The organism is Necropsobacter rosorum (assembly GCF_964241405.1).
GTDB lineage: Bacteria > Pseudomonadota > Gammaproteobacteria > Enterobacterales > Pasteurellaceae > Necropsobacter > Necropsobacter rosorum.
Genome location: NZ_CAXSXF010000002.1, coordinates 523637 through 547083, shown reverse-complemented (window position 1 = coordinate 547083; position 23447 = coordinate 523637). Strand labels below are relative to the sequence as shown.

The 23447-nt window shown below is 50.3% G+C and carries 22 protein-coding genes; 8 read left to right on the top strand and 14 right to left on the bottom strand.

What is annotated here, in order from left to right; translation table 11 throughout:
* The first annotated feature begins 10 nt into the window (after positions 1–10).
* Positions 11–955: a sigma 54-interacting transcriptional regulator gene (locus tag ACESOH_RS06460; RefSeq protein ID WP_032093720.1), complete on the top strand. Its 945-nt coding sequence runs from the start codon at positions 11–13 to the stop codon at positions 953–955.
* Positions 956–986: 31 nt separating this feature from the next.
* Here ACESOH_RS06460 and pdxT read toward each other — a convergent pair whose 3' ends face one another.
* On the bottom strand, positions 987–1589 hold the full coding sequence (pdxT, locus tag ACESOH_RS06455; protein ID WP_373100413.1) for a pyridoxal 5'-phosphate synthase glutaminase subunit PdxT: 603 nt from the start codon (positions 1587–1589) through the stop codon (positions 987–989).
* Between the two features lies 1 nt (position 1590).
* A complete protein-coding gene (gene pdxS / locus ACESOH_RS06450; RefSeq protein ID WP_373100412.1) occupies positions 1591–2478 on the bottom strand; it encodes a pyridoxal 5'-phosphate synthase lyase subunit PdxS in 888 nt (295 codons plus the stop codon).
* A gap of 57 nt (positions 2479–2535) precedes the next feature.
* Here pdxS and pdxR point away from each other — a divergent pair, with 57 nt between their 5' ends.
* Positions 2536–4029 carry a MocR-like pyridoxine biosynthesis transcription factor PdxR gene (gene pdxR / locus ACESOH_RS06445; RefSeq protein WP_373100411.1) on the top strand — a complete coding sequence of 498 codons (1494 nt, stop codon included), beginning with the start codon at positions 2536–2538 and terminating at the stop codon, positions 4027–4029.
* On the opposite strand, the gene hflX is transcribed toward pdxR, so the two are convergent.
* The 9 genes from hflX to tyrS all read right to left on the bottom strand — a co-directional run bounded on the left by hflX (position 3989) and on the right by tyrS (position 14195).
* Entirely contained in the window at positions 3989–5359 is a 1371-nt protein-coding gene (hflX, locus tag ACESOH_RS06440; protein WP_373100410.1) for a ribosome rescue GTPase HflX, read from the bottom strand. The genes pdxR and hflX overlap by 41 nt on opposite strands.
* Before the next feature lie 2 nt (positions 5360–5361).
* Positions 5362–5664, bottom strand: a complete 303-nt coding sequence (hfq, locus tag ACESOH_RS06435) for an RNA chaperone Hfq (protein WP_032093724.1) — start codon at positions 5662–5664, stop codon at positions 5362–5364.
* A 121-nt stretch (positions 5665–5785) separates the two neighbouring features.
* Entirely contained in the window at positions 5786–6721 is a 936-nt protein-coding gene (gene miaA / locus ACESOH_RS06430) for a tRNA (adenosine(37)-N6)-dimethylallyltransferase MiaA (RefSeq protein ID WP_373100409.1), read from the bottom strand.
* Complete coding sequence (gene mutL / locus ACESOH_RS06425) at positions 6718–8565, bottom strand: DNA mismatch repair endonuclease MutL (RefSeq protein ID WP_373100408.1); 1848 nt, start codon at positions 8563–8565, stop codon at positions 6718–6720. Before mutL ends, miaA begins: the two co-directional genes overlap by 4 nt.
* 8 nt (positions 8566–8573) lie before the next feature.
* The gene (locus ACESOH_RS06420) at positions 8574–9830 is read right to left on the bottom strand and encodes an N-acetylmuramoyl-L-alanine amidase (protein ID WP_373100407.1); all 1257 of its coding nucleotides are present in this window, start codon (positions 9828–9830) and stop codon (positions 8574–8576) included.
* 13 nt (positions 9831–9843) lie between these two features.
* Positions 9844–10326, bottom strand: a complete 483-nt coding sequence (gene tsaE / locus ACESOH_RS06415; protein WP_373100406.1) for a tRNA (adenosine(37)-N6)-threonylcarbamoyltransferase complex ATPase subunit type 1 TsaE — start codon at positions 10324–10326, stop codon at positions 9844–9846.
* Positions 10327–10432: 106 nt separating this feature from the next.
* Positions 10433–11881, bottom strand: a complete 1449-nt coding sequence (locus ACESOH_RS06410) for a glycoside hydrolase family 32 protein (protein WP_373100405.1) — start codon at positions 11879–11881, stop codon at positions 10433–10435.
* Between the two features lie 78 nt (positions 11882–11959).
* A complete protein-coding gene (cscK, locus tag ACESOH_RS06405) occupies positions 11960–12886 on the bottom strand; it encodes a fructokinase (RefSeq protein WP_373100404.1) in 927 nt (308 codons plus the stop codon).
* A gap of 121 nt (positions 12887–13007) precedes the next feature.
* Positions 13008–14195, bottom strand: a complete 1188-nt coding sequence (gene tyrS / locus ACESOH_RS06400; protein WP_373100403.1) for a tyrosine--tRNA ligase — start codon at positions 14193–14195, stop codon at positions 13008–13010.
* A 214-nt stretch (positions 14196–14409) separates the two neighbouring features.
* Here tyrS and pstS point away from each other — a divergent pair, with 214 nt between their 5' ends.
* The 6 genes from pstS to phoR are packed head-to-tail and all read left to right on the top strand — an operon-like array spanning position 14410 to position 20111.
* A complete protein-coding gene (gene pstS / locus ACESOH_RS06395) occupies positions 14410–15453 on the top strand; it encodes a phosphate ABC transporter substrate-binding protein PstS (RefSeq protein ID WP_373100402.1) in 1044 nt (347 codons plus the stop codon).
* 58 nt (positions 15454–15511) lie between these two features.
* The gene (gene pstC / locus ACESOH_RS06390; protein ID WP_373100401.1) at positions 15512–16465 is read left to right on the top strand and encodes a phosphate ABC transporter permease subunit PstC; all 954 of its coding nucleotides are present in this window, start codon (positions 15512–15514) and stop codon (positions 16463–16465) included.
* Entirely contained in the window at positions 16462–17307 is an 846-nt protein-coding gene (gene pstA, locus ACESOH_RS06385; RefSeq protein ID WP_373100400.1) for a phosphate ABC transporter permease PstA, read from the top strand. The genes pstC and pstA overlap by 4 nt, the downstream gene beginning before the upstream one ends.
* A 9-nt stretch (positions 17308–17316) precedes the next feature.
* On the top strand, positions 17317–18096 hold the full coding sequence (gene pstB / locus ACESOH_RS06380) for a phosphate ABC transporter ATP-binding protein PstB (RefSeq protein WP_032093734.1): 780 nt from the start codon (positions 17317–17319) through the stop codon (positions 18094–18096).
* Positions 18097–18129: 33 nt separating this feature from the next.
* Complete coding sequence (gene phoB, locus ACESOH_RS06375; RefSeq protein WP_373100399.1) at positions 18130–18825, top strand: phosphate regulon transcriptional regulator PhoB; 696 nt, start codon at positions 18130–18132, stop codon at positions 18823–18825.
* On the top strand, positions 18822–20111 hold the full coding sequence (gene phoR, locus ACESOH_RS06370; protein WP_373100398.1) for a phosphate regulon sensor histidine kinase PhoR: 1290 nt from the start codon (positions 18822–18824) through the stop codon (positions 20109–20111). The genes phoB and phoR overlap by 4 nt, the downstream gene beginning before the upstream one ends.
* Positions 20112–20245: 134 nt before the next feature.
* On the opposite strand, the gene sfsA is transcribed toward phoR, so the two are convergent.
* From sfsA to ACESOH_RS06355, 3 genes are all read right to left on the bottom strand, one after another.
* Complete coding sequence (sfsA, locus tag ACESOH_RS06365; RefSeq protein ID WP_373100397.1) at positions 20246–20965, bottom strand: DNA/RNA nuclease SfsA; 720 nt, start codon at positions 20963–20965, stop codon at positions 20246–20248.
* 83 nt (positions 20966–21048) lie between these two features.
* A complete protein-coding gene (locus ACESOH_RS06360) occupies positions 21049–22287 on the bottom strand; it encodes a hypothetical protein (protein ID WP_373100396.1) in 1239 nt (412 codons plus the stop codon).
* A 1-nt stretch (position 22288) separates the two neighbouring features.
* Positions 22289–23431 carry a DUF2827 family protein gene (locus ACESOH_RS06355; RefSeq protein WP_373100395.1) on the bottom strand — a complete coding sequence of 381 codons (1143 nt, stop codon included), beginning with the start codon at positions 23429–23431 and terminating at the stop codon, positions 22289–22291.
* Positions 23432–23447: the final 16 nt, after the last annotated feature.

Below are 23447 nucleotides of genomic sequence, written 5' to 3'. Positions count from 1 at the left end.
GGAGAACACTATGCTGCCGAAAACCGTTTCTTTTCAAGATATTGTCGCCTTGAGTGATAACATGCGGGCGGTGATTGATAAGGCGAAAAAATTCGCCGCGCTGGATGCGCCGCTGCTGATTCAGGGCGAAACCGGCACGGGCAAGGATTTGATCGCCAAAGCCTGCCATCATCTCAGCGCCCGTCGTGAAAAACAGTTTATTGCGGTAAACTGCGCCGGGCTGCCAGATGCCGATGCGGAAAGCGAAATGTTCGGCCGTTCGGATAACGCGAAAGAAAGCATCGGTTTTTTTGAATATGCGGACGGCGGTACGGTATTGCTGGATAGCGTGGCGGAGCTGCCGCTGGCGCTGCAGGCGAAATTACTGCGTTTTCTGAACGACGGCACGTTCCGCCGGGTCGGCGAGGAAAAAGAACATTACGCCGATGTGCGCGTGATCTGTACCTCACAAGTGCCGTTGCAGCATTATGTGGATGAGGGCAAAATGCGCGAAGATCTGTTTCATCGCCTTAATGTGCTGACGCTGGATATTCCCCCGCTGCGCGAACGGCGCGAAGATATTCGGCCGCTGACCGACATTTTTCTGCCGCAAATCAGTGCCGAACTGAATATCGCCACACCGCATTTTGATGAGAAATTAATGGCTTATTTGTGTCAGTATCCCTGGCCGGGTAACGTGCGCGAGTTATACAATGCGTTATATCGCGCCTGTTGTCTGGCGCAGGATAATCAATTGTCGATTGCGGGATTGCATTTAAGCGAGCAGGACATGCTGCCGGTCAATATGGAACAGTTCGCCGATAAAACGCTGGAAGACATTATGAACCGTTTTGAGGCGATGATACTGCGTAAGTTTTACGAACAATATCCGAGTACGCGCAAGCTCGCCGCCCGCTTGGGCATTTCTCATACCGCGATTGCCAATAAACTGAAACAATACGGCATCGGAAAATAAATCCGGGCGGTTTGTTGCCGCCCGTGAAAGCTTATCGGCGTGGGCGCGCCTGTTCGATCATCGTCAGAAATAAGCGCATCATGCTCAAGTCATCGGTCAGTTCCGGGTGAAAGGCGCAGGCCAGTAAATTGTCCTGTTTCGCCAGTACCGTATTACCGTTAAATTCCGCCAGTTTTTCCACCGCACTTGAGGTGATATGCCGGATATAAGGCGCGCGGATAAATACCGCCGGAAACGGCTGTGCCAGCCCTTTTACCTTCAGATCCGTCTGAAAACTGTCCGTTTGCCGTCCGAAAGCATTGCGCTGAACCCGAATATCCATTAATTGCAGATGTGCCGCCTCGCCGCCTTCGATTGCTTTCGCCAGCAAAATCATGCCCGCGCAGGTACCGAAAAGCGGTTTGCGCTGCCGTGCGAAATCACGGATTGCCTCAATAAAACCGTAATGACGCATTAAACGGCCAATGGCGGTGCTTTCGCCGCCGGGCAAAATCAGGCCGTCGAGCAGGGCGAGCTGTTCGACGGTTTTGACCGCCAGCGCAGTGGCGCCGAGCCGTTCGATTTGGCGCATATGTTCCGTCACCGCGCCCTGTAGTGCCAGCACGCCGACAGTATAAGCCGAATAATCCGTCATTTTACCAGCCGCGCTCCTGCATTCTTTCCGCCGGTGCCAGACGGCTGATTTCCAGCCCTTTCATCGGCGCCCCTAACTCTTCCGACAGGCGGGCGATCAGATCGTAATTCTGATAATGAGTGGTGGCCTGTACAATGGCTTGGGCAAATTTTTCCGGATTTTCCGCTTTAAAAATCCCCGAACCGACAAATACGCCGTCGGCACCGAGTTCCATCATCAACGCCGCATCGGCCGGTGTCGCCACCCCGCCGGCGGCAAAGTTCACCACCGGCAATTTGCCTAACGTTTTGATTTGTAATAATAATTCGAACGGCGCACCGAGATTTTTGGCTTTCGTCATTAATTCGTCACGGCTCATGGCGATCACTTTACGCAGCTGGGCGTTGACTTTACGCATATGGCGTACCGCTTCCACGATATTGCCGGTGCCGGGTTCGCCTTTGGTGCGCAGCATGGAGGCGCCTTCGCCGATACGGCGCAGCGCCTCGCCCAGATCACGGCAGCCGCAGACGAAAGGAACGGTAAATTCGCTTTTTAATAAGTGAAATTCCTCATCGGCCGGGGTCAGCACTTCGCTTTCGTCAATATAATCCACGCCCATGGCTTCCAGCACGCGCGCTTCGGTAATATGCCCGATGCGCGCTTTCGCCATCACCGGAATGGAAACCGCCGCCATTACTTCCCGCACGATTTTCGGATTGGCCATGCGCGCCACGCCGCCTGCCGCCCGAATATCGGAAGGTACCCGTTCCAGCGCCATTACCGCCACCGCTCCGGCCGCTTCGGCAATGCGCGCTTGCTCGGCATTGACCACGTCCATAATCACGCCGCCTTTCTGCATTTGCGCCATGCCGCGTTTTACCGTCTCCGAACCTAATACTGTTGACATATTTTCTCCTTACTCTGTCTGATATTGAATCGTTGGTTATTGTGGGAAACTTCAGGTATGATTAAAAGTGTCAGAATTAAACGAATTAATGGGGTCAGAGTGAAAAAATTAAGCTATCGGTTAAGCAAAGTGCCGGATATGCCGCTGTATTTACAGCTTTATCAACAAATCAAGCAAGCGATCTGCCGGCAGGAATTAGCGTTTGGCGAGCGTTTGCCGTCCAAACAACAGCTGAAAGAACACCTGCAAATCAGCCGTAATACGGTGGAAAGCGCTTATCAGCAGCTGGTGGCGGAAGGCTATATTCAGTCGCGGCCGAGACAAGGTTTTTTTGTCTGTTTTCAGGCGGAACTGGCGTTGACCGCGCAGAAACGAACGAAAAAAACACCGCTCTTTGCGCCGGCGCCGACGGTACGTTTTGATTTTAACCCGAACCGCATCGATACCCGGCATTTCCCGCTGCAAAGTTGGAAAAAGTGCGGTCGGCATTGCTACGGTTTTCAACAGCGGGAATGGCTGAGTCTGGGCGATAAGCAGGGCGATCTCCAATTGCGTACGGAAATCGCCGATTACCTTTCCGCTTCGCGTGGCGTGCATTGTTCGGCGCGGCAGATTGTAATCGGCGCCGGGGTGGAAAGCTGCCTGCAACAGCTGATTTTGCTGTTTAACCAGCGTTATCCGCAACCGGATTTTACTTACGCGATGGAAAGTTACGGTTATACGAAAGTGGAAAAATTATTGCGTCTTTACGGCAAGAGCGTGGTGAAACTGCCCATCACTGCGGCGGCGCAGTCGGTGGATCTTTCCTTTTTGCCGCGCTGCGGGGTGAATGTGGCGTATGTAACTCCTTCTCATTTGTATCCTTTCGGTCAGGTGTTGTCTATCAGCCAGCGTCAGCAACTGCTGGAATGGGCGCAAGCCGGGCAGGATCGCTATATTATTGAGGATGATTATGACAGCGAATTCCGCTATAAAGGCAAGCCGATTCCTTCGCTGCAAAGTCTGGATTTCAGCGATAAGGTGATTTACCTCGGCTCTTTTTCCAAGCTGCTGATGCCTGCGCTGCGCGTCAGTTTTATGGTGCTGCCGAAAGGGTTGCTGGCGGATTATGAAACCTATTGCGCGTTTTTTCATGCTTCCGTCTCCCGCTTTGAGCAGCAGCGCTTGGCCGAATTTATGCGGCAGGGCGAGTTTGAACGGCATATTCATCGTATGCGCAAACGCTATCGCAAAAAAATGGAGCTGCTGTGCGCATTGCTGGCGCCTTATAAAGAAAAAATCCGTTATTACGGCGAGCATTCGGGGTTTTATCTGTTAGTGGAATTATTGCAGGAACCCCGCAGTCCGGCGGAGCTGGTCGGTTTGGCGCAGCAGCGGGATATCCGCCTTTATCCGGTGGAATATCAGGATAAAAAGCTGTTTTCTATGGGCTTCGGTGATCTGACCGAGCAGCAGTTACAGCAGGCGATCGCGATTTTACTGGAAATCTGGCAGATAAACGCACCGCACTTTAATCCGCCACAAAGTGCGGCAGCGCCGGAAACGCTTTAACCAGCTTTTGCCATTCAATGTTATCGATCTGAATCGTCAGGTTAAATTCGCCCAGTTCGCTAATGTGTTCATGCCGTATGCAACGCTGCTGATAAAGCAAATGACGCAGTTTGCCGGCCTGCGGCGGCAAAATGAGGTGCAGATTCAGCATGGTATTGCGTAAGCGTAATCGAATCGCTTCCACGAGCAAATCCAAGCCCTGAGCAAGGCGGGCGGACAGATAGACGGCAATCGGCCGGTTTTGCGCATCGTATTCAATATGCGGGCTGATATTATCGCGCTGATCGATTTTGTTATACACCAACAATACCGGCACCTCATGTGCCTGAATTTCTCTCAGCACCTCGTTGACCGCCTGAATATTTTCCGCCTGCCGGCTGTCGGCGCAGTCGATGACATGCAGCAACAGGGCGGCTTGCGCGGTTTCCTGTAAAGTGGATTTAAATGCGGCAACCAGATCATGCGGCAGATCGCGGATAAAGCCGACGGTATCCGCCACAATAGTGGTGCCGACATCCTGAATCGGCAGACGGCGCAGCGTCGGGTCAAGAGTGGCGAACAGCTGATCGGCGGCATAAACCTGCGCTTGCGTCAGCGCATTAAATAAGGTGGATTTGCCCGCATTGGTATAACCGACCAGTGAAATGGTGGGAATGGCCGCTTTCTGGCGGGTGTGACGATTTTGCTTGCGCTGTCCGGCGACTTTTGCCAGCCGGTTTTGCAGCTGGGCGATGCGCACTTTAATCAGACGGCGATCGGTCTCCAGCAGGGTTTCTCCGGGGCCGCGCAATCCCACCGCGCCTTTTTGCTGATCCAAACCGGTTTTGCGCCGCACTAAACGGGTGGATAAATGCTTTAACTGTGCCAGCTCCACTTGCAGTTTCCCTTCGTGAGAGCGGGCGCGCTGGGCAAAAATTGCCAGAATCAGCCCGGTGCGATCCACCACGCGGCATTGGCACAGGGTTTCCAGATTGCGGGTTTGCGCCGGCGTCAGGCTGTGATTGACCAGCACCACATCGGCATTTAAGGCGGCAACCGCCGCGGCGATTTCTTCCGCCTTGCCCTGACCGACGAAATATTTTGCCTGCGGCGTACTGCGCGAGGCGGTGACGGTCGTCAGAATATTGACTTGGGCGGCGCTCGCCAGTTGGTGGAATTCAAGTAAATCCTCGGTATTTTTATTTTGTGCAAAAAATACATGCACGACCACGGCGTTATCCCGTGCGGACTGTAACGGCGCGGCAGATTGCAAGGAATGAGAAAGTGCGGTAGAAATTTCCGTAAAATCTACCGCACTTGGTGAAATGTCAGACTGTTTTTCGTCGTTCAAAATTACTCGGCTTGCTCTTCCGTACCGGTTTCAGCCGGTGTTTCCTGCGCGCCGCTGTGATGTTGCTGCGATTGCTGTTGCGCCTGATTGTTATGGTGCGAAACAGAACGAGCCGGAACCACCGTCGAAATAGCGTGTTTGTACACCATTTGATTAACGGTATTTTTTAATAAAATCACAAACTGATCAAAGGATTCGATCTGACCTTGCAGTTTGATGCCGTTAACTAAATAAATCGAGACGGGAATTCGCTCACGACGTAATGCATTCAAATAAGGATCTTGTAATGATTGTCCTTTTGCCATTTTTCATTTCCTTCTTATATTAATTATGATTGCCTAATAACACGGGGTAGCTTGGTATCCGCATCTCCTCCGCCTGTCAATATAGCAATAATCTGCGCTAATGTCACCTTTAGCGACATAATTATTTTATGCTTTGTATAATTTGCCGCTCGGCCTGGTCAATTTGTAGGCTGTCCAGCCAGCGAATCGGGTGCTGCCAGCCGCGCAGCCAGGTTATCTGCCGTTTGGCTAACTGGCGTGTGGCGCAGATGCCGCGGAAAATCATTTCCTCATGGTTATAATCACCGCGCAGATATTCCCACATTTGCCGATAACCGACGCACCGAATGGAGGGCAAATCAGGATGTAAATCGCCGCGTTGGTATAAGCTTTCCACTTCCTGTTGAAAGCCTTGCTCAATCATCATATGAAAACGCCGTTCAATGCGCTGATGTAAAACGGCGCGCTCCTGCGGGGCGATGGCGAACTGAACGATCCGATAAGGCAGAGGTTCGCCTTGCCGGGCGGTCAGTTCGGTCAGCGATTTGCCGCTGAGATAAAAGACTTCCAGCGCGCGGTTGATGCGCTGGCTGTCGTTGGGATTAATCCGCTGCGCCGCGATCGGATCGATTTGCGCCAGTTCGGCATGTAGCGCCGGCCAGCCTTTTTGCGCGGCAGCGGCTTCGATCCGGCGACGTGTGGCTTCATCGGCGGAAGGCAAGGGCGAGAGCCCGTCCAGTAAGGCTTTGTAATACAGCATGGTGCCACCGACCAGCAGCGGAATTCTGCCTTGCGCACTGATATCGCGCATTTCACGCAGGGCATCGCGGCGAAACTCGGCGGCGGAATAACTTTCGGCCGGATCTTTAATATCGATCAAACGGTGCGGCGCAAGCGCCCGTTCTCTGGCGTCGGGTTTGGCAGTGCCGATATCCATGCCCTTGTAAATCAGGGCGGAATCCACACTGATCACTTCCACCGGTAAGTGTTGGCGCAGTCGGATAGCCAGATCGGTTTTGCCTGAGGCGGTCGGGCCCATTAAAAAAATGGCAAGGGGTTGTGCTGAATGGGCGGTCATGACAGGTTATCCAGATAAGTCCGCCAGTCGATTTGCGTCAGCAACGATGACAGGCGGAGATCTTTTTGTTGATTAATCAGTTGTTCGGTTTCGGTCAGTAAACCAACCGCATCAGCCAGTACGGTAACGGCAGGTTGTTCCGCCTGCTGGCAAAGTGCGGTCAGAAAATGCTCGGCATCGGTGATGCTGCTGTCCAGTAACGCGATGACGCATTTTTGCAGATTCTGCCGGCGCAGGCAGGTCGGAACGGTATGCAGGCTGATGCGTTGTTGCGCCGGATTATCATTAAACTGAAAACCGAACTGCTGAAAATAGGCTTTCTGTTGTTGCCAGTGGCAGCTTTGGGTTTCGGTCAAATGAAACATAATCGGAATCAGCAACGGCTGCTGTGAGCGGCTGTCGAGACGTAAGTTTAATTGCAGCTTGGTCTGCTGCAATTTTGCCAGCGGCAGCAAATAAAACCGCTCGTCTTGCTGCAACAATAAAGCCCGCTTTTCAATCAGCGCCAGCGTATGCAAAACGCCGGCGGTATGCTGCAAGGCAGAATGCGCCGGCGGTGTCGGTTGCGGCGATGTGTCGGTCTTGTCGCTTGTGGCGGTGGAAAGCAATTCGGCGTACAGTTTTTGCTCGGTTTTGCTCACCTTCGGTGCGGCCGTGGCGACATCGCGGCTAAAGTGCGGTGCGGATTGCGTCTGTTTTTCTGGCGCTTGCAAGCCTGTGTGAGCGGCAAAAATATTCTGTCCTGCCGCCGCGCGATTCGGCTTGTTGATGCTGCTTGACCAGGCGCCCGTCGGTTCGCATACCGCATGTGCGGCGATCTCTGTTTCCGCAGCGGCGTTATCCGTTTGCCCGCTCGCCAAGGCGTGAGCGATGCCCTGACAGATAAAATCATGAATCAGGCGAGACTGATGAAAACGGACTTCGTGTTTGGTCGGGTGAACATTAACATCCACTTCATTCGGGTTCAAATCAATAAACAGCACAAAAGCGGGATACAGTTCATTATTCGGATAATCGGCATAGGCCTGACGAATGGCGTGATTAATCACTTTATCGCGCACCATGCGACCGTTGACATAACAATAATTTAAATCATTCTGTGCGCGGTTAAAGGCAGGGGAGGCGACCCAGCCGGATAAATGCAGCGTATCGTGTTTCCAGTCGATTTGCAGTGCCTGCCGGACGAATTCCTCACCGCAGATCGCCGCCAGTCGTTTCAGCTTTTGCCCGTTATCGGCGGCACTTTTATACTGACGGATAAGCTTTCCGTTGTGAGTCAGGCTGAAGGCGATATTGGGTTTGGCCAGCGCAATGCGACGGATCACTTCATCAATATGGGCAAATTCCGTTTTATCGCTGCGCAGAAATTTGCGTCGCGCCGGCGTGTTGAAAAACAGATTTGCCACTTCAACGCTGGTGCCGACCGGATGCGACGCCGGCTGAACGGTGGCCTCCATATCGCGCCCCTGCGCATAAACCTGCCAGGCTTCGGCTTGTTCCTGTGTGCGGGAGGTCAGGGTTAAACGGGAAACCGAGCTGATGCTGGCCAGCGCTTCACCGCGAAAACCCAGACTGAGAATCGCTTCCAGATCTTCAAGGCTGGCAATTTTGCTGGTGGCATGGCGGGCAAGGGCGAGGGCAATATCCTGTTTGGCAATGCCGATGCCGTTGTCGCGCACGCGAATTAAGCCAGCACCGCCGTTTTCAATGTCGATTTGAATACGGCTTGCGCCGGCGTCCAGACTGTTTTCCACCAGCTCTTTTACTACCGAAGCCGGCCGTTCCACCACTTCACCGGCGGCGATCTGGTTGGCAAGTTGTGGCGGCAGAATCTGAATAGCCATGGCTTATCCTATTGTTTCAGCTGAATTTTCTGTCCGGTTTGTACTTTACCGTCTTTCAGTTTCGGGTTCAGTTTTAACAACGTATTGACCGGAATACCGTACAGGCGCGAAATCGCATACAGGGTTTGATTTTTTTCCACAGTATGATATTTCGGCAGATTTTTGTCCGTTTTGCGGTTCTTTGCCGCACTCGTTTGATTGTCCGCAGCGGCTTTTTGATTGTTTTTGCCTTTGCTTGCTGGCTTATCTGCGGAAGTTTTGCCCGATTGAGCGCTATTTTTACCGTTATCCGGAATTTTAATGGTTTCTCCGATCCACAGCTCGCGGCGTTTCAGTTTGTTTAAGGCGATAATATCATTCATTTTCACCTTGTATTTTACCGCAAGCCCGACCAAGGTTTCGCCGGATTTGACTTTATGACGGATACCGCTGTCGCCGATATTATCCGCGCCTCGGGCTTCCCGCACGACAGTTTTTTCTCTGCCGTTGCTGTCGGCTTTAATATTATGGCGGCGATAGTAAACCAGACTTTCGTAAATCACGCGGGCGATCTGCTTGCGGTATGCCGGCGAGTTCAGTTTGCGTTCTTCTTCCGGGTTGGATAAAAAACCGGTTTCCACCAGAATCGACGGAATATCCGGCGAGCGCAGCACGCCCAGACTGGCATGTTGCGGCGTAGTGCGGCTTAAGCGGGTAATCTGCGAGAAGCGGCGCAGCACAATCGCACCCAGTTCATAGCCCACCCGCTGACTGTGACCGAATTGCAGATCCAGCACCGTTTGATCGAGATATTTTTCATTATGGGAAGACAGCACCGAACCGGCACCGCCGAGCAATTCGGAGCGTTTTTCATGATCTTCCAGCCATTGCCCCATTTCGCTGTTCGCCCGCCGGTTGGATAATACCCACACCGAGGCGCCGCGCAACGCCGGTGAAGCCGATGAATCGGCATGAATGGAGACCAGATAATTGGCGCCCTGTTTGCGCGCAATTTCCGAACGTTGCGGCACGGAAATGTAATAATCGCCGTTACGGGTCAGCACGCCGCGAAAGTTAGGATCTCTGTCCAGCAGCGCCTTCAGCTCTTTGGCCACGGAAAGGGTAACGTTTTTTTCGTAAATACCCAGATTACGGCTGATTGCGCCGGGATCTTTGCCGCCGTGGCCGGGGTCAATGGCGATAGTCCAGACTTCGGCGGAAGCGAGGGGAGCAAAACAAAAAAAGGTCAGTAGGCAACCTAATACGAAACGATATATTTTTTTCATGTATTTCAATAAATTAAACGACAGATTGTAATTGCTGAATGATGTTTTCACCCTGCGCGCTTTCGGCGATCAGCCGGATATTACGCGCCGTGCCGGCATAATCGATATTAACGGACAGATCCGGCGCGGCCAGCAGCCCTTGTCCTTTTTCCGCCCATTCGATCAGACAGATGCTGTCGGCGGCGAAATAATCGCGGATGCCCATAAATTCCAGCTCTTCCGGATCACTTAACCGATATAAATCAAAGTGATAAATGCGTTTGTGGGGAAACGGATATTCTTCCACCAGCGTATAAGTGGGGCTTTTCACCTTGCCCTGATAACCCAATGCCTGAATCATGCCGCGGCTTAAGGTGGTTTTGCCGGCGCCCAGCTCGCCGTTTAAATAAACCACCACGCCCTGTGCGGCGGCAATGCTGCAAATCGCATGGATAAGTTGTGCGCCGAAACGGCACATCGCGGCTTCATCGGCAATATATCGGGTGTAATCGGTCATCGGACGGTTGAATTTTTCAGCGTTAAAATTGTGCGGAATTGTACCGCACTTTGATAAAAAAAAGTAGGGGAGGGAAGGGCAAAATTGTTTGCCCTTAATCAGGTGGCTATTTTTCGCTGATCGCCTGCGGATAGCCCACCGTCAGGGCGAGAGGTCTGTCCGTCGTCACCATTTGCGCGCGATCGGCAATAAAGAAACGCGAGGTCATGGCTTTTTCGCCGTCGTTGAGGAAAATTTCCATCACCGAGCGGTCAAAGAAAATTTCCACCTGTTCCAGTTGGTCGATTTCACAATAACGCTGACTGCCGAGCTGGCGCATGCTGTCCGTTTGTTCACTGCAAGTGCGGTCTAAACACAGCCGGTTTCCGTCGTACGACAGCGTTACATGCTGGCCCTGCGGGTTATCGAAAAAGCGGAGGGAAAACGGCTGTTGTTGAGCATTGAATTTGACATAAGCGCAATCCAGCTGTGCGATTTCCGCTTGTTTGTCAATGGTGACGTCGGAAAGTGCGGTCAGATTTCGGTAAATTTCCGCCGCCGGGCGCTGGTAAATACGATCGCCGACCAGACGCAGCGCGCGCGGTAAAGTGAGCATGGAATGCCATTTATAGCGATCGGTCGGATAGCTTAAATCCGGCAAGCCGACCCAGCCCAGCATCAGGCTTTCCACCCCGGAGAAAGTTTGCGGCGCGTAGAAATCAAAGCCTTGATCCAGCTCGGCGATCCGCTCGGCGTCAAAGCGCAGCCCGTCCAGTTTACCGAGGGCATAAACGGCGTGATAGTTATTCTGAAATTGGGTTGACTGGCGGGCTTTGCCTTGCGGCGACCAGATGAAAATGTCTTTGTTTTCCGCCTGACGGTGGAATAAATCCGGGCATTCCCACATAAACACCTGTCGGTTGTCGAATGCCGGCACGCTTAATTCGCCCAGTAAACGCGGGGTTGCGTCAAGATCATCCATTTCAAACACAATGGCGGTGCCGCTCAGATCGGTGCGCTGCGCACCGCAGATAAAGCGGATTTTGCCCTCGGCGCTGAAAAACGGTTTCGGATCGCGTACATGTTCGGTATAGCCTTGTGGCGCCTGTTCGATTAACGCCCGCTTGCGTAACAAGTTGCCGGCTTTATCGAAGAGCGCTAAATTCTGATAGGGAACGCGCTGATTATCCGCCGCGCGCCGGGTATTGCCGGTATAAAATACGGCGATCTGCTCACCGACCAATAACGCGCCGCCGGAATAACAACCGTGGCTTTCAAACATTTCGCAGGGAATCAGATTATCCGCTGGGTGGAAATGCTGAAAATCCGCCGTGATCAGATGTTTCCAATGCTTCATGCCGTGCAGGGCGTCAAACGGAAACCATTGATAAAACACATGATATTTTTCACCGTCGAAGAGCAATCCGTTCGGATCATTTAATAAACCGGTCGGCGGGGCGAGGTGATAACGCGGGCGGAAATCCTTGTCCTGTGCGACGCTGTCGGCAAGTTGCGCCAGCTCGTCGGGTTGGGCGGCATAAAGGCTTTTATATTTGCCTTGATTGAAAATGATCATGCTGAATACTCCGAAAAAAGAAGGAAAATGGCGGCGGGAAGCCGGATAAAAAGACGGGCGGCTTGCCCGTCCGTCGGGTTAATCGGCCAGAAATGCCGCCAGCTGTGTGCGGTTCGGCAAGGCCGACATCGCTCCTTTGGCGGTGGTTGCCAGCGCGCCGCTGGCATTGGCCTGACGGATAATATTGACCAGTCTGTCGTGCGTGCGCCAATCGGCATGTTGCGACAGGCCGGCAAGCAGCCCGCTGACAAACGCATCGCCCGCGCCGGTGGTATCCACCGGTTGCACCGCTTTGCCGACAATGGTTTCCTGCTGCCCGTTCAGATGATATAAGGCGCCGTCTTTACCGAGGGTGACGATAATCAATTTTTGCGGATAAAGTGCGGTGATTTTTTTAAACGCTTCGTCCAGTGTCGGGGTTTCGGTCAGCAGCGTCAGTTCTTCTTCAGAGAATTTTAACACATCGGCCAGCGCCACCGCCTGCATCACCACTCGTTTCATTTCGTCAAAGCTCGGCCACAGGGATTCGCGCAGATTCGGGTCAAAGGAGAAAAAGCCGTTTGCCGCTTTAATCCGGCGAATCGCCTCGAAAGTGGCTTCGCGCGACGGATTATGAATTAATGCGATAGAACAGCAGTGCAGCCATTCGCCGGGCTGAAAATTGGGCAGATCGGCAATCTGTAAAAACTGATCGGCGCTCGGATTAACCATAAAAGTAAAGCTGCGCTCGCCGTTGTCCAGACCGACCACCACCGTGGAGGTGCGCTGCTGCGGGTCGAGGATCATATGATCGGTTTCCACCCGCTCCTGCTGCAATGTCTGTTGCATAAATTCGCCCAGCGGATCTTTACCGACCCGGCCGATAAACGCGGCCTGCCCGCCCAACCGTGCCACGCCCACCGCCACATTGGCGGGCGCACCGCCGGCGCAGCGCAGATAATGTTGTTCGCCGTCGGGAATTAAATCCACCACGGCATCGCCTAATACCCAGATTTTGTGTGACATGTTTGCTCTCCTTTCGGATGTCGAGGATGCGGAGGCTATCCGCATCATGGTATGCTGAATTCGGTGATAAAAATAGGCCGGAAAAAGACCGCACTTTTTAAAAGTGCGGTCGGTTTTCAGCTTATTTTACCGTTACCCGGGCAAATTTACGTTTGCCGACCTGATATACGGCGGTGCCGCTGCTGATGTGTTGTTTCGGATCCTGAGCTTTGGCGCCGTCGATTTTCACGCCGCCTTGCTGCACCATACGGATCGCTTCCGAGGTGGAGCTGACCAAACCAGCCTCTTTTAACAGATTGGCCAGCGCGATGTCGCCGTTTAAGGTCAGTTCCGGCATTTCATCCGGCAGGGCACCTTTCTGGAACCGGTTGATAAATTCCTGTTCCGCTGCTTCGGCCGCCGCTTCGTCATGGAAGCGGGCAATGAGTTCTTTCGCCAGCAATATTTTAACGTCGCGCGGATTACGCCCTTGCGCCACTTCCTGTTTTAAGCGGGCGATATCCGCCAGCGGACGGAACGACAGCAGATCGTACCAATCCCACATCAGTTGGTCGGAAATGGACATCACTTTGCCGAACATCTCATTCGGCGCATCGCTGACGCCGATATAATTGCCCAGCGATTTGGACATTTTCTTCTCGCCGTCCAGACCGACCAGCAGCGGCAGCGTCATGGCAACCTGCGGTTTCTGACCGTCGGCTTTTTGCAGTTCGCGCCCGATTAACAGGTTAAAGGTTTGGTCGGTACCGCCCAGCTCCACATCGGCTTGTAAATGCACCGAATCGTAGCCTTGCAGCAACGGATAAATAAATTCGTGAATCGCAATGGATTGGTTATTGGCGAAGCGTTTTTTGAAGTCATCGCGTTCCAGCATGCGTGCGACGGTGTAATTGGACGCCAGGCGGATCATGCCGACGGTGCCCAGCTCGCCCAGCCAGTCGGAATTAAATACGATGCGGGTTTTTTGCGGGTCCAGAATTTTGAAAATCTGTTCTTTGTAGGTTTCCGCGTTGCGCAGCACATCTTCGCGCGAAAGCGGCGGGCGGGTGGTATTTTTACCGGAAGGGTCGCCGACCGTAGCGGTAAAATCGCCGATCAGAAAGATCACTTCATGGCCGAAATTCTGGAATTGGCGCAATTTATTTAACACGACGGTGTGACCCAAGTGAATATCCGGTGCGGTAGGATCGGCGCCCAGTTTAATTCTTAACGGGCGGTTTTGGGTTAATTTTTCGATCAAATCCGATTCCGAATAAATCTGATCCGTACCGCGTTTCAGTTCCGCGAGAACAGTGTTGATATCACTCATGGGGTAGTCCTGTGTTGGTTTTGCTAAATTTAACCCCTGTATTATAGAGATTATTCGTAAAATGAAAAGCCTGCGTGCGCTTGGGCTTATCACATTTCATCAAATTCCGTTGCCGGCGGTTGGGCGAGGCGGGCATGTTGTCATCAAACTGTCATATTTCTTTTTTATACTGCCTGTGCAGTCAAGCAATGGTATGTAAACAGGAGAAAGTAATATGACGAAAATTCGGGTAACAAAAATCGCGTTGCTGGCGTTGCCGCTGATGGCATGGTCATTTATCGCACAGGCGCAGACGATTACCGGCGCGGGCGCCTCTTTCCCATATCCGATTTATGCCAAGTGGGCGGCTTTATATGAGAAGGAAACCGGCAATAAAGTGAATTATCAGTCGATCGGATCCGGCGGCGGACAGCAGCAGATTATCGCCAACACCGTGGATTTCGGCGCCTCGGATGACCCGATGAAACCCGCTGCGCTGGAACAACACCGATTATTGCAGTTTCCTGCCGTGATCGGCGGCACCGTGCCGGTGGTCAATCTGCCCGGCATTGCAAGCGGACAGCTGAAATTATCGGGCACGGTGCTGGCGGATATTTTTCTCGGCAAGATTACATCCTGGCATGATCCGGCGATTGCGGCATTGAATCCGGACGTTACGCTGCCGAATAAAGCGATTATCGTGGTGCATCGTTCGGACGGCTCGGGGACGACATTCGGCTGGACCAATTATCTGGCTAAGGTGTCGCCCGAATGGCGGGAAAAAGTCGGTGAGGGCAAATCGGTGAAATGGCCGGTCGGTCAGGGCGGCAAAGGCAACGAAGGCGTTGCGGCCTATGTGCGCCAGCTGAAATATACCATCGGTTATGTGGAATATGCTTATGCGAAACAAAATAATCTGGCATGGACACAGCTGCAAAATAAGAGCGGTGTCTTTGTGCAGCCTTCTAAAGACAGCTTTTCCGCCGCCGCGGCAAATGCAAAATGGGATAACACGCCGGGTATGGGCGTGGTGCTGACGGATGAAGCGGGCGAGCAATCCTGGCCGGTGACGGCGGCGAGCTTTATTTTAATGCGCAAACAGGCGGATCAACCGGCACAAACCAAAGGTGTGTTTGATTTTTTCGGCTGGGCGTTTAAACAGGGTAAAAATGCTGCGGCAGAACTGGATTATGTGCCGTTGCCCGATAATGTGGTACAGCAGATTGAAGCGAAATGGGCAAGCGAGGTGAGCGATCCGCAGGGCAACCCGCTGCGTTAATCTCATCGCCGCCTCCGTGCGCAAGCGGACGGAGGCGGATCGGACAAGAGCAAACGATATGACTAAAATAAATCAAAAATGCCTCAATCATCCGTGGATTGAAGGCCTGTTTAAGCGCACCACGGCGTTTTTCGCCCTGTTGGTGTTCGCCGTTCTGATGGCAATTTTATTGTCGTTGATTATCGGCAGCTGGGATTCGCTTACCCGATTCGGCCTCTCTTTTCTGCGCCACGCCGACTGGGATCCGGTGCAGGATAGCTACGGCGCGCTGGTACCGGTGGCGGGAACCTTAATTTCCGCGCTGATCGCCTTATGTATTGCCGTGCCGGTTTCCTTCGGGATCGCCACGTTTTTAACCGAACTGGCGCCCGAATGGGTTAAAAAACCGGTGGGCATTGCGGTGGAAATGCTGGCGGCAATCCCGTCTATTATTTACGGGATGTGGGGCCTGTTCGTGTTCGTGCCGCTGTTTCAGGAGCATATTCAGCCTTATTTGATTGAAATGCTCAGCCCGTTACCGTTAATCGGCATCTTGTTTTCCGGCGCGCCGTTCGGCATCGGGCTGTTCAGTGCCGGGCTGGTGCTGGCGATTATGATTATTCCGTTTATCGCGTCGATGATGCGGGAAGTGTTCTCCGCGGTGCCGCCGATGTTGAAAGAATCCGCCTACGGTCTGGGTTCGACCACATGGGAGGTGATATGGAAGATTGTCATGCCTTATACCAAAACCGGGGTGATCGGCAGTGTGATGCTGGGGTTAGGCCGGGCGTTGGGGGAAACGATGGCGGTGACTTTTGTGATCGGTAACGCCTTTTATTTGCCCGAGTCCGTATTTTCGCCGTCCACCTCCATCGCCTCGGCGATTGCCAATGAATTTAACGAAGCCGGCGGGCTGCAAAAATCCGCCTTAATGGAATTGGGATTAATCCTGTTTTTGATTACCACCTTGGTATTAATGCTCTCGCGTTTTTTGGTGGCGCGGATAACGAAAAAAGAAGGTAAAACTCGATGAATAATGACCGCACTATTCGGTTTCATTGCCGCAAACTGAGCAATAAGCTCATGCTGGGATTGTCGTTTCTGGCAGTCATCTTCGGTTTGTTCTGGCTGTGCTGGATTTTGTTTACGCTGGTCAGCAAAGGTATTCCGGCGCTGTCCTGGCAGTTGTTTGTCCATCCGACACCGGCGCCGAACGAACCGGGCGGATTGTTCAATGCGATTGTCGGTTCCGCGCTGATGTTGCTGGTGGCCACACTGATTGCCACACCGGTCGGGATTTTAGCCGGCACTTATCTGGCGGAATACGGCAGATATGGCCGTTTGGCGGCGGCGACCCGTTTTTTAAACGATATTTTGCTGTCCGCCCCGTCGATTATTATCGGCTTGTTTGTTTATGCCGTTTATGTGGCGCAGGTGAAACATTATTCCGGCTGGGCGGGGGCGTTTGCCTTAGCCATGCTGGCCATTCCGGTTGTGGTTCGTACTACCGACAGTATGCTGAGCCTGATTCCGAATAACCTGCGTGAAGCCGCGGCGGCGCTGGGCTGTCCTCAATGGCGGGTGATTACCATGATCTGCTATCCGGCCGCCCGTTCCGGCATTATTACCGGGGCGCTGCTGGCGGTGGCACGTATTGCGGGGGAAACCGCGCCGCTGTTATTTACCGCACTGTCCAATCAGTTTACCTCATGGAATATGAACGGGCCACTGGCAAATTTACCGGTAGTGATTTATCAGTATGCCTCAAGCCCTTTTCAGGACTGGAATCAGCTGGCTTGGGCGGGGGCGACGCTGATTACGTTTTTTGTGTTGCTGTTAAATTTAATCACGCGGCTTGTTCTACAGAAAAAATAGGAGAAAAAAATGGAGCATCCAATTATCACCGCGGCGCAGACTAAAATTGCGGTGAATAATCTGAATTTTTATTACGGTGGCTTTCAGGCGCTGAAAAACATTACGATGCGCATTGCAAAAAATAAAGTGACCGCTTTTATCGGCCCTTCCGGCTGTGGCAAATCCACCTTGCTGCGCACGTTTAACCGCATGTTCGAGCTGTATCCCGCTCAGCATGCCAGCGGGGAAATCAATCTGGACGGCGAAAATCTGTTGACGACGGCAACGGACGTGGCCATTATTCGTGCCAAAATCGGCATGGTATTTCAGAAACCAACGCCGTTTCCGATGTCGATTTATGACAATGTGGCGTTCGGCATTCGGTTATTTGAAAAATTAACTAAAGCGGAGCTGCATGATCGGGTAGAATGGGCGTTGACCAAAGCGGCATTGTGGAATGAAGTGAAAGATAAGCTGCAACAAAGTGGCGACAGTCTGTCCGGCGGTCAGCAGCAGCGGTTGTGTATCGCCAGAGGCATTGCGGTAAAACCGGAAGTGTTGCTGCTGGACGAGCCCTGTTCGGCGCTGGATCCGATTTCAACCATGAAAATTGAAGAGTTGATCGGCGAGCTGAAGCATGATTATACGGTGGCTATCGTCACTCATAATATGCAGCAGGCGGCGCGCTGTTCCGATTATACCGCCTATATGTATTTGGGCGAGCTGGTGGAGTTTGATCACACCAAGGCATTGTTCGCCCAGCCTAAATATCAGAAAACGGCGGATTATATCTCGGGGCGTATGGGTTGAGGCGTTAAAGACGGGTGAATGGGGAGAAATAGGGTGACGGCGAAGAAAATACTAGTAGTGGAGGATGAACGGGCGATCCGCGATATGATCGCGCTGTTTCTGGCGCAGCACAACTATACGGTGATCGAAGCGGAGGATTACCCAAGTGCGGTGAAAAAAATGAAAGAAAAACCGCACTTAATCTTGCTGGACTGGATGCTGCCGGGGCGTTCCGGCATTCAGTTTATTCAGTATCTGAAAAAAAATGAGGAAAGCGCGAAGATTCCGATCATTATGTTAACCGCACGCAGCGCGGAAGAGGATTGCATCACCTGCCTGAACAGCGGCGCCGATGATTATGTCAGCAAACCTTTTTCCCCGAAAGTGCTGCTGGCGCGCATTGATGCCATGTGGCGGCGCAGTTATGAAACGAATGAGCGGATTTATATCGACGATCTGATGCTGGATCAGAGCGCGCAGCGGGTCAGTGTGAATCAGCGTCCGATAGAACTCAGCGCCACCGAATATAAACTGCTGCATTTTTTTATGTCTCATCCGGAAAAAGTCTATAGCCGGGAACAGTTGCTGGATTTTATCTGGGGTAATGAGATTTATGTGGAAGATCGCACGGTGGATTCCTATATCCGTCGCCTGCGTAAAAGTCTGGAACCCTATGGTTTCGACCGCTATATTCAAACGGTCAGAGGAACGGGGTATCGGTTCTCCACCCACTGTCAGGATATACCATGAAATACCGTGTATTCGCTTCTTTTCTGTTTGAAATTCTGCTGGCGGCCGGCGTCGCGTTATTGTTCGGCTTGTTTGCCAAAGATTTTCTGTTCTGGCTGGTCATCATATTGGGGTTATTGTTAGTTCGTCACCACTATAACGAATATCATTTATTGCGCCTGCTTTCGCCGCAAACCCAGCTGCATAAATACCGCGGCAATCTGCTGGCCTACATTTCTCAAACCGCGGCTTATAATCGCTATCGCCACCGTAAAGATAAAATCAAAACCCTGCGCCTGTTATCCAAACTTAACCGCAATATGCAGTATCTGCCCGACGGGATTATTATTTTTCAGCAGCACGGCGCAATCTCTTGGTGTAACAACGTTGCCCAGCAAATTTTTGATTTTTACTGGGATAAAAAAATGCAGAAAAATATCTTTAGCGTGATTTTTTATGAGGAATTCAAAAGTTATTTTAAAAAAAATAAATGGCATCATTCTTTAGTGTTATTGCTTAATAATCAACGCTATATTGAAATCAATATCAATAAATACGATGAATTCAGCTATTTAATGATCGCACGCGATGTGACGCAGTTTATTCGCCTGCTGCATTCGCGGCAAACCTTTTTAACCAATCTGAATCATGAATTGCGCACCCCGCTGACTGTCATTCAGGGTTATCTGGAACTGCTGGAAGGAGAAAGTCAGGGTTCGGCATTACAACATAAAGCCTTGCAGGCAATGAAAGAACAAAGCGGCAGAATGGCGACGCTGCTGCAACAATTAAATACGCTGGCGAAGATAGAAATTTCATCGAACAAGGAGCATCAGGTAGTGGATGTGGCGCAATTGATTCTGGCGCTACAGAAAAACATTGCCGTACTTAATGATCAGCAGCACAGGCTATGCTTTGAGATTGAACCGGATCTGAAAATCATGGGCGATGAATCTCAGTTGCAAAGTGCGGTGTCCAATCTGATTTATAATGCGCTCAAACACGCGGGACAAGGCACGACTATTCATGTCGGCTGGAAAAACACTGAGCAGGGCGCCGAATTCAGCGTGACTGACGACGGCATCGGCATCGCGCCGCAGCACTTACCGCACTTAACCGAACGATTTTATCGGGTGGACGAAGCGCGCACCAATCACACCGGTGGCACCGGCTTGGGGCTGGCGATTGTTAAACACGCGCTGGAACAGCATGATTCTCATCTGGAAATTCAAAGTTCGGAGGGCAAAGGCAGTCGTTTTAGCTTTTTGATTAAAAAACGCTATGTCATCAAAGAACCGCACGAATAAAAAAAAAGCGTCTCTTTTGTGGGGGGAGAGACGCTGAAATGTTGGAGTGATTATCTATTATTGTTTGAATGGCTAGATGATAATAGTTCTCAAATAGCTTGTCAACATATAAATGAAAATTATTCTCAATAATTTTATTCTGCGCGATAAGGCACCGCTTCGGTCAGAGAAAGTGCGGTCGGAATTTGATCAGAAATATCGAATTTTCCCGCGTACGCATACACCTCGACCCCGGCGCTTATTGCCTGACGCAGCAGGCGATCATAGTCGGGATCGATATATTCCGCAACCTTGAAACAGTCGAAGCCGTTATGCAAACCGGCAAACAGGATCACCGCACGATGTCCCTGTTTTTTCATGGCCATCAGCTCGCGCACATGTTTTTGGCCGCGCGTGGTGACGGCATCGGGAAACATGCCGATATTGTTTTTAACCAGCGTCACGGATTTCACTTCCACATAACAATCCGGCAAGCCCTCACCTTGCAGTAAAAAATCGATACGACTGTTTTCCTCGCCGTATTTGACTTCCGGTGAGATATGATCGTACCGCGCCAGTTCTTTGATTTGCTTGTTCCGTAAGGCTTCCAGCGTCAGTTGATTGGAGCGATGCGTATTGATACACACCAGCTGCCCGTTGTTTAACTGAGTTAATTCCCACGAATGCGGGTATTTGCGCGTGGCACTGTCGGAAGTGGAATACCAGATCTTATCGCCTTTTTCACCGCATCCCGTCATCGCGCCGGTATTGGCGCAATGAATGGTCAGCATCTCGCCGTTCGGCAGCGCCACATCGGCAAGAAAACGTTTATAGCGACGAATTAATGTGGCAGGTTGCAACGGAGGTAATTGCATAATATTTCCTTAAATAGTGCTGATTTATTTTCAGCATAGCGTTTAAAATAACGTTAAAAGAATAAACTCTCAATAAATTGGGATTAAATTAATTTTAAATTCGGGAAAACCCATTGTATCCGTTTATTTTCAACATCCAATTCCCGAACTAAAAACGCAATGCTGTCTTCCGGATTCAGCGTGATATATAAATATTGATTATGCTCGATTTTATGCATCGGCTCATTATTTTTCGCAATAAAAATCTCATCACAGGGTTCGATATTTATTATAGCCTCGGCATAAAAATAAATAGTCTGTGTCGTTGAATGCGTATTTTTAAATAACAAATAAGAGATACCGGAAGTTTCTATTTTTAAACTGTTTTCAGAATATACCGACGGCGCCAGACTGATATTCATACAGCCGCAGGTTTTCGCTTCCTGTAATGAAAGAATACAGGATGCCGTATATTCTTTTTGACAAAAGCGGGTAATGCTGTCGTGTATAATATTGTATTCCGTATAAGGCTTAATTCTGAGCGGCAAACCTTGTTGATAATATTTTTCCGCAAAGCGTTTATGGTAAGAATATTCTTCGCCTTTTCGATGTGCGCGCGTGACATGTAATCCTTCAATCAACTCGTTTTCAAACGTATATTCAATGCCGTTCGTTGTCTGATTTTGACGGATTCCCCAAGCCGGAGGGCAATTATATTTAATCGGTAAAAATGCTACGTTTTCATGATCTACCGCATACGAATTAATTAATGTCGAATCAATTCCATAACATTGAATGAATTTCTCTTGCCGTATTTCAGTGTCAACATAATTTTTATAATCTGCCCAGGCTTGTTTAAAACCAATAATTACACCGGCTTGATAAACATAATTGTGCTGTTTTTTCAGTCGGTTTATTTTATCTCGAACGGCATCAAGCGCAGGAGCGGTTACGCAATCATATAAAAAACTGCATTCCCAGATATCATAAGTACAATACAGTTTTGTTTTATCTTTAATCTGATTAAAAACGGTCAATTTTGTTTGTGGAAACCAAATATCGGCATCATAAAGCGCGATACAATCGTAATGATATTGAGCGGCGATATCGGCGGCTGAAATTTGACGATCGATTAAAATCTGCGGATATTTATTGGTTGCGGAAAATACCTTAAGACCATTTGATTGTAATATCTGTTTTTTCTCCGCAGATAATCCGTAGGAAATCACACCGATATCGCCGTTATAATCCGTTTCTTTCAGGCTAAGAATAAACGGGATCAAATGCTCGTACCAAAGTTTATGGTTATCATCAATAGCCGTCAGAATAATTGTTTTCATCATACTATTTCTCAAATAACCGCTTAAGTGCTTTTTCATATAAATAAATATTCATCGGATTGGTCGGCGAAAGAGAATCCAGATAGTCATTGGCGCGTTTAACATAGGCAGCATGATGTTTATCATGGTTATCAATCACATCAAGTAATACTTTGGCGCCTTCAAAGGCATCGAATTGATCATAATAATAGCCGACGCCTTTCGGCAGTAATTTGGAATTATGGATAAACGGATAGCCGCCGTAGAGCGCATCATTATAAGCGTAATTCAGTCCGTTTTCCCATTGGTGACTCAGTACGACATCGACATAACGGGTTAAAAAATCCGGCATCTGATAGCGTCCTTCCACCGTCATAATATTATTTTTAACGATTTCTGTGCGGCCGATAAAATTAAAAAACGTCGGATGATCTTTTTTATCATAGGTGTTACAAGCATAAAAATGCTGAATTTTTTCCGGCGCCGTCCGATAAGCCTGTTCAGTAATAAGAATCGGGGTAAAACAGTTTTTAAAAATAAAAATATTCGGTTCAAAACATGCGATACGTTTGGATTTTTTCTCAGGATCCGGTTTATAACCGAATTCAAGATTATGTTCCGTTTTAATACGACGAATGACTTTATCACAGAATGTCGGCGCCCAGATTGCCGGAACCTGATAAGAATCACAATGATGCATAATGGCAAAATAATCGGCGCAGGTATTCATATTTTGCGGAATAAGCCAGTTCGCATCAAATAATGTGCCGTTAAAAGTGCGGTTCGGATTTTTACCAAAAATAAAATATTCAATATCCATAATATAATCAGGACCCATTTTATAGCAGACTATTTTTCCGCCGTGTTCGTGCATGCGGGTCATATATTGATATTCGATGGTCAGCGTGCCTTCAATAAGCACGTCAAGCTCATCAATGACATCCTCTACATAAGAAAATTTTAAATCCAGATCATCCAGCATAAAGCCGTCAGGCGGCGTTGCCCGTTTTTCCGGCCCCCAAGAGACTAAAACCACGTCTTCCACCAGTGAGGAGGCTTTAAATAATTGATAAAGAAAAATCACATTTTGGTTTGCGCCGTTTGCCCAAATGTCGGCAATTTGGGCTTCCAGATTGAATGTGATACCGATTTTATAGTTGCGTGACATAAAGAATTCCTTGAAA

Excerpts from the sequence above, each read along its gene's own strand:
- ACESOH_RS06460 (WP_032093720.1), top strand. The coding sequence starts at position 11 with ATGCTGCCGAAAACCGTTTCTTTTCAAGATATTGTCGCCTTGAGTGAT.
- pdxT (WP_373100413.1), bottom strand. The coding sequence starts at position 1,589 with ATGACGGATTATTCGGCTTATACTGTCGGCGTGCTGGCACTACAGGGC.
- pdxS (WP_373100412.1), bottom strand. The coding sequence starts at position 2,478 with ATGTCAACAGTATTAGGTTCGGAGACGGTAAAACGCGGCATGGCGCAA.
- pdxR (WP_373100411.1), top strand. The coding sequence starts at position 2,536 with ATGATTAAAAGTGTCAGAATTAAACGAATTAATGGGGTCAGAGTGAAA.
- hfq (WP_032093724.1), bottom strand. The coding sequence starts at position 5,664 with ATGGCAAAAGGACAATCATTACAAGATCCTTATTTGAATGCATTACGT.
- miaA (WP_373100409.1), bottom strand. The coding sequence starts at position 6,721 with ATGACCGCCCATTCAGCACAACCCCTTGCCATTTTTTTAATGGGCCCG.
- mutL (WP_373100408.1), bottom strand. The coding sequence starts at position 8,565 with ATGGCTATTCAGATTCTGCCGCCACAACTTGCCAACCAGATCGCCGCC.
- ACESOH_RS06420 (WP_373100407.1), bottom strand. The coding sequence starts at position 9,830 with ATGAAAAAAATATATCGTTTCGTATTAGGTTGCCTACTGACCTTTTTT.
- tsaE (WP_373100406.1), bottom strand. The coding sequence starts at position 10,326 with ATGACCGATTACACCCGATATATTGCCGATGAAGCCGCGATGTGCCGT.
- ACESOH_RS06410 (WP_373100405.1), bottom strand. The coding sequence starts at position 11,881 with ATGATCATTTTCAATCAAGGCAAATATAAAAGCCTTTATGCCGCCCAA.
- cscK (WP_373100404.1), bottom strand. The coding sequence starts at position 12,886 with ATGTCACACAAAATCTGGGTATTAGGCGATGCCGTGGTGGATTTAATT.
- tyrS (WP_373100403.1), bottom strand. The coding sequence starts at position 14,195 with ATGAGTGATATCAACACTGTTCTCGCGGAACTGAAACGCGGTACGGAT.
- pstS (WP_373100402.1), top strand. The coding sequence starts at position 14,410 with ATGACGAAAATTCGGGTAACAAAAATCGCGTTGCTGGCGTTGCCGCTG.
- pstC (WP_373100401.1), top strand. The coding sequence starts at position 15,512 with ATGACTAAAATAAATCAAAAATGCCTCAATCATCCGTGGATTGAAGGC.
- pstA (WP_373100400.1), top strand. The coding sequence starts at position 16,462 with ATGAATAATGACCGCACTATTCGGTTTCATTGCCGCAAACTGAGCAAT.
- pstB (WP_032093734.1), top strand. The coding sequence starts at position 17,317 with ATGGAGCATCCAATTATCACCGCGGCGCAGACTAAAATTGCGGTGAAT.
- phoR (WP_373100398.1), top strand. The coding sequence starts at position 18,822 with ATGAAATACCGTGTATTCGCTTCTTTTCTGTTTGAAATTCTGCTGGCG.
- sfsA (WP_373100397.1), bottom strand. The coding sequence starts at position 20,965 with ATGCAATTACCTCCGTTGCAACCTGCCACATTAATTCGTCGCTATAAA.
- ACESOH_RS06360 (WP_373100396.1), bottom strand. The coding sequence starts at position 22,287 with ATGATGAAAACAATTATTCTGACGGCTATTGATGATAACCATAAACTT.
- ACESOH_RS06355 (WP_373100395.1), bottom strand. The coding sequence starts at position 23,431 with ATGTCACGCAACTATAAAATCGGTATCACATTCAATCTGGAAGCCCAA.